The following is a 4,015-nucleotide window of genomic DNA, read 5'->3' as shown; positions in this document are numbered from 1 at the left end:
CACATCCCGGGATTCCGCCACGCACGGTATCGAGTCGCCGCACCTGACCCCCGGTCCGTTCATTCGCAAGACCCCGCCCGACACCAGCGAACCTGGCAGCAGCAAGCAGCAAATGGAAACTGCAATTGCGCCGCACAGCGTGCAAGTCCATCCGACGCAGTCTACGTCGGGTTCCGTCCCAACGGTTGCAGCCTCCGCGCTGGAGCGTTACCTGATTGCCTCGACAGCCCCTCTACCGCAAGCGGACGTTGACGGGTTTCGCCTATTCAAGGGTCGCCAATACGCGGACTTGCAGGGCGGTGGTACGGTGCTGATCGGCGTCGATGCCGAGACCGGTCTGCATCGGGCCCGGTTGTCCAGCGAGCTGCAGCCGTCCGGTCCTGTGCTTGCCTACGATCCGTTGAACAAGCACTGGTACTCGCTGGAGGATTTCAGCGCATCGCCGGACGCCGCCGTTGTACCGGGTAAAAGCCGCAGGGCGGCGCGGCAGAGTGATGAAGACTATGAGTCAGCCCTTGAAGAGCTGCCCGACGATGTCGATGCGGCAGATGAACATTTCTATCTGGCGTCCGAGTCGATGCCCGTCAAACCTTTCACTGCTGACGAGTTGAGTGCAATGCGCAGCGAAACGCGCTTTTCGTTTCTCAGCAATCGGCCCGGGGTCTACGACCGAGCCAATAACGGCAAATATCCATTCCGGGACATCGCCGGCACGCCTATCCGCATAAAGAAGCTCCAGACCCTCGTGCGTTTCGAAGACGGCGGCCGATACACCTCCGAGCAGATCAAACCGTACATCAAGTTTGGCGCCTACGAGCATGTCGCGCGGCTGTATGAAGAAAAGCTGCAATGGCGACTGTTCACCGAGGCCGACATGCGTGCGCCCGGTGAGCGGGCCCTGGTCGGCCAGTCCATGGTGGTTGCCAACCGGCGCATCAGCCGAGGCGAGGTGGTCGGCGTCTATGCTGGCGCCATCATGCCAGGACGTCTTGTGCCGCTCCCCCAGCAGTCATACACCATGAAGGTCGGCGTGCGTTACCAGCCAGGACCTGGATATCTGATCCCCGTCCAGCTGGCGATGGTCGGTGACACGATCATCTCCAGGATCAATACGCATTTCTGGTACAACGCAACGGGCAAGCCGGTTCGCCAGGCCACGGATGGTTATAACGTCGAATTCGTGCCATTCGATGTTGAAGCGCAACAGTTGATAGGCAAGGAATTGGTCACCCGCGACTTCATTCTCAACGCCATCTTCGCTACCGAAGATATTCCGGCAGGAACCGAGTTACGCATCAATTACAACTACAGCGACGCGGACATCGCGAAGTTGTTTCCGTGACCGCCTGAGCGATAGCTGCTGAATACGAACGAGCGAGTCCGTATTCAGCGCGCCCCCTTATCAAAACAGAAAATAACGCTGAGCCATCGGCAACGTTTCCGCCGGCTCGCACCACAGCAACACACCGTCAGCCTTGACCTGATAGGTCTGCGGATCGACATCGATGTTCGGCAGATAGTCGTTGTGGATGAGGTCGGTTTTCTGCACGTCGCGGCAGCCCTTCACCACAGCGATCTGCTTCTTCAACCCCAGAGCCTCCGGCAACCCGGCCGCCTGCGCCGCCTGGCTGATAAAGGTCAGGCTGGTGGCGTGCAGCGAGCCACCGTAGCTGGCGAACATCGGGCGGTAATGCACCGGTTGCGGTGTTGGAATCGAGGCGTTGGCATCGCCCATCAGGCTCGCGGCAATCGCGCCACCCTTGAGAATCAGCGTCGGCTTCACACCAAAGAACGCCGGGCGCCACAGCACCAGATCGGCCCACTTGCCGACTTCGATCGAGCCGACTTCATGGCTGATGCCGTGGGTAATCGCCGGGTTGATCGTGTACTTGGCGATGTAACGCTTGGCGCGGAAGTTGTCGTTGCCCTCACCGTCCTGGGGCAGTGGGCCGCGCTGTTTTTTCATCTTGTCGGCGGTCTGCCAAGTGCGCGTGATGACTTCACCGACGCGGCCCATGGCCTGACTGTCGGAGCTGATCATCGAGAACGCGCCGAGGTCGTGGAGGATGTCTTCGGCGGCAATGGTTTCGCGGCGGATACGGCTTTCGGCGAAGGCGACGTCTTCGGCGATGCTCGGGTCGAGGTGGTGGCAGACCATCAGCATGTCGAGGTGTTCGTCGATGGTGTTGCGGGTGAACGGCCGGGTCGGGTTGGTCGAGCTCGGCAGCACGTTGGGGAAACCGCAGGCCTTGATGATGTCCGGCGCGTGGCCGCCACCGGCACCTTCGGTGTGATAGGTGTGGATGGTGCGGCCCTTGAACGCGCCGAGGGTGGTTTCGACGAAACCGGATTCGTTGAGGGTGTCGGTGTGGATCGCCACCTGCACGTCGTACTGATCGGCGACGTTGAGGCAGTTGTCGATGCTCGCCGGAGTGGTGCCCCAGTCTTCGTGCAGCTTGAGGCCGATGGCGCCGGCCTTGACCTGTTCGATCAACGGCTCCGGCAGGCTGGCGTTGCCTTTGCCGGTGAGGCCGATGTTCATCGGGAAGGCATCGGCGGCCTGGAGCATGCGCGCCAGATGCCACGGGCCGGAGGTGCAGGTGGTGGCGTTGGTGCCGGTAGCGGGACCGGTGCCGCCGCCGATCATGGTGGTGACGCCGCTCATCAACGCTTCTTCGATCTGCTGCGGGCAGATGAAGTGGATATGCGTGTCGATGCCGCCAGCGGTGAGGATCATGCCTTCACCGGCAATCACTTCGGTGCCGGCGCCGATGGCGATGGTCACGTTGGGCTGCACGTCAGGGTTGCCGGCCTTGCCGATCGCGGCGATGCGCCCGTCCTTGAGGCCGACGTCGGCCTTGACGATGCCCCAGTGGTCGATGATCAGCGCGTTGGTGATCAGCGTGTCGACCACTTCGGCGGCGAGCAACTGGCTCTGGCCCTGGCCGTCGCGGATGACTTTGCCGCCACCGAACTTCACTTCCTCGCCGTAGGTGGTGAAGTCCTTTTCGACTTCGATCCACAGCTCGGTATCGGCCAGGCGCACCTTGTCGCCGACGGTGGGGCCGAACATGTCGGCGTAGGCGCTTCTAGAAATCTTCATGTGCTTGCCTTGGGATTCAATGATCGTTCCCACGCTCTGCGTGGGAATGCCGCCATGGACGCTCTGCGTCCGCCTTTTGTGACGCGGAGCGTCACGGGATGCATTCCCACGCGGAGCGTGGGAACGATCCGTCAGTCGAGGTCACCCATGATGCGGCCGGCAAAGCCGAACACCCGGCGATGTCCGGCGTAATCGACCAGCTCGACTTCACGGCTTTGCCCCGGCTCGAAGCGCACGGCGGTGCCGGCGGGGATGTTCAGGCGCATGCCGCGACTGGCGGCACGGTCGAAGGTCAGCGCGTCGTTGGTTTCGAAAAAGTGAAAGTGCGAACCGACCTGGATCGGCCGGTCACCACTGTTGGCGACTTTCAGGCTCACGGTGCGGCGGCCGACGTTGAGTTCGATGTCGCCGGGCTGAATCTGGTATTGGCCAGGAATCATCGCTGGGCTCCTTGCAGGACTTTGTAATAGAGAGCGGTCGGGCGATAGGTGCCGTTGGGGTCGCAGGCGTAATCGGGAATTTCGCCGGCGCGCACGTAGCCCAGCGCCTTGTAGAAATCTTCTGCCGGCGAGCCGGCCTCGGTGTCGAGATAGAGCATGCCGCGCTTGTGCTTGGGCGCTTCGAGTTCCAGCGCCTGCATCAGTTGCTGGCCGAGGCCACGGCGCCGCGCGTGTTCGCGCACCAGCAGTTTCTGCACTTCGGCGCGGTTCAGACCATTGGCCTTCTGGCACAGGCCCAGTTGCACGCTGGCCAGCACCTGCTCGTCCTTCACCACCACCCAGAGCAGCGTGCTGCCCTTGTTGATGTTGTCCTGCACCTCATCGAAATACGCGCGCGCCTGCGCGGCATCGAGGTCGGCCATGAAGCCGACGCTGGCGCCGTAACCGACGGCGTCGAGCAGCAGATCGACCA

General features: G+C 62.1%; 4 protein-coding genes. 1 reads left to right on the top strand and 3 read right to left on the bottom strand.

The window, feature by feature from the left end:
* On the top strand, nt 1–1,342 hold a 1,342-nt coding region (locus OQK_RS07895; protein WP_016771895.1), incomplete at its 5' end, for a hypothetical protein.
* 60 nt (nt 1,343–1,402) lie between these two features.
* On the opposite strand, the gene ureC is transcribed toward OQK_RS07895, so the two are convergent.
* The 3 genes from ureC to OQK_RS07880 all read right to left on the bottom strand — a co-directional run.
* On the bottom strand, nt 1,403–3,103 hold the full coding sequence (gene ureC / locus OQK_RS07890; protein WP_016771894.1) for an urease subunit alpha: 1,701 nt from the start codon (nt 3,101–3,103) through the stop codon (nt 1,403–1,405).
* A 131-nt stretch (nt 3,104–3,234) separates the two neighbouring features.
* The gene (locus OQK_RS07885; protein WP_016771893.1) at nt 3,235–3,543 is read right to left on the bottom strand and encodes an urease subunit beta; all 309 of its coding nucleotides are present in this window, start codon (nt 3,541–3,543) and stop codon (nt 3,235–3,237) included.
* A partial coding sequence (locus tag OQK_RS07880; protein WP_016771892.1) for a GNAT family N-acetyltransferase occupies nt 3,540–4,015 on the bottom strand: 476 nt, incomplete at its 5' end. The genes OQK_RS07880 and OQK_RS07885, both read right to left, overlap by 4 nt.

Source organism: Pseudomonas sp. R62, assembly GCF_000257605.1.
Classification (GTDB): Bacteria; Pseudomonadota; Gammaproteobacteria; order Pseudomonadales; family Pseudomonadaceae; genus Aquipseudomonas; species Aquipseudomonas atacamensis.
The sequence above is the reverse complement of the archived record's forward strand: the minus strand, read 5'-3'. Positions and strand labels throughout refer to the sequence as shown.

Coding starts and splice junctions, on each gene's coding strand:
- ureC (WP_016771894.1), bottom strand. CDS start 3,103: ATGAAGATTTCTAGAAGCGCCTACGCCGACATGTTCGGCCCCACCGTC.
- OQK_RS07885 (WP_016771893.1), bottom strand. CDS start 3,543: ATGATTCCTGGCCAATACCAGATTCAGCCCGGCGACATCGAACTCAAC.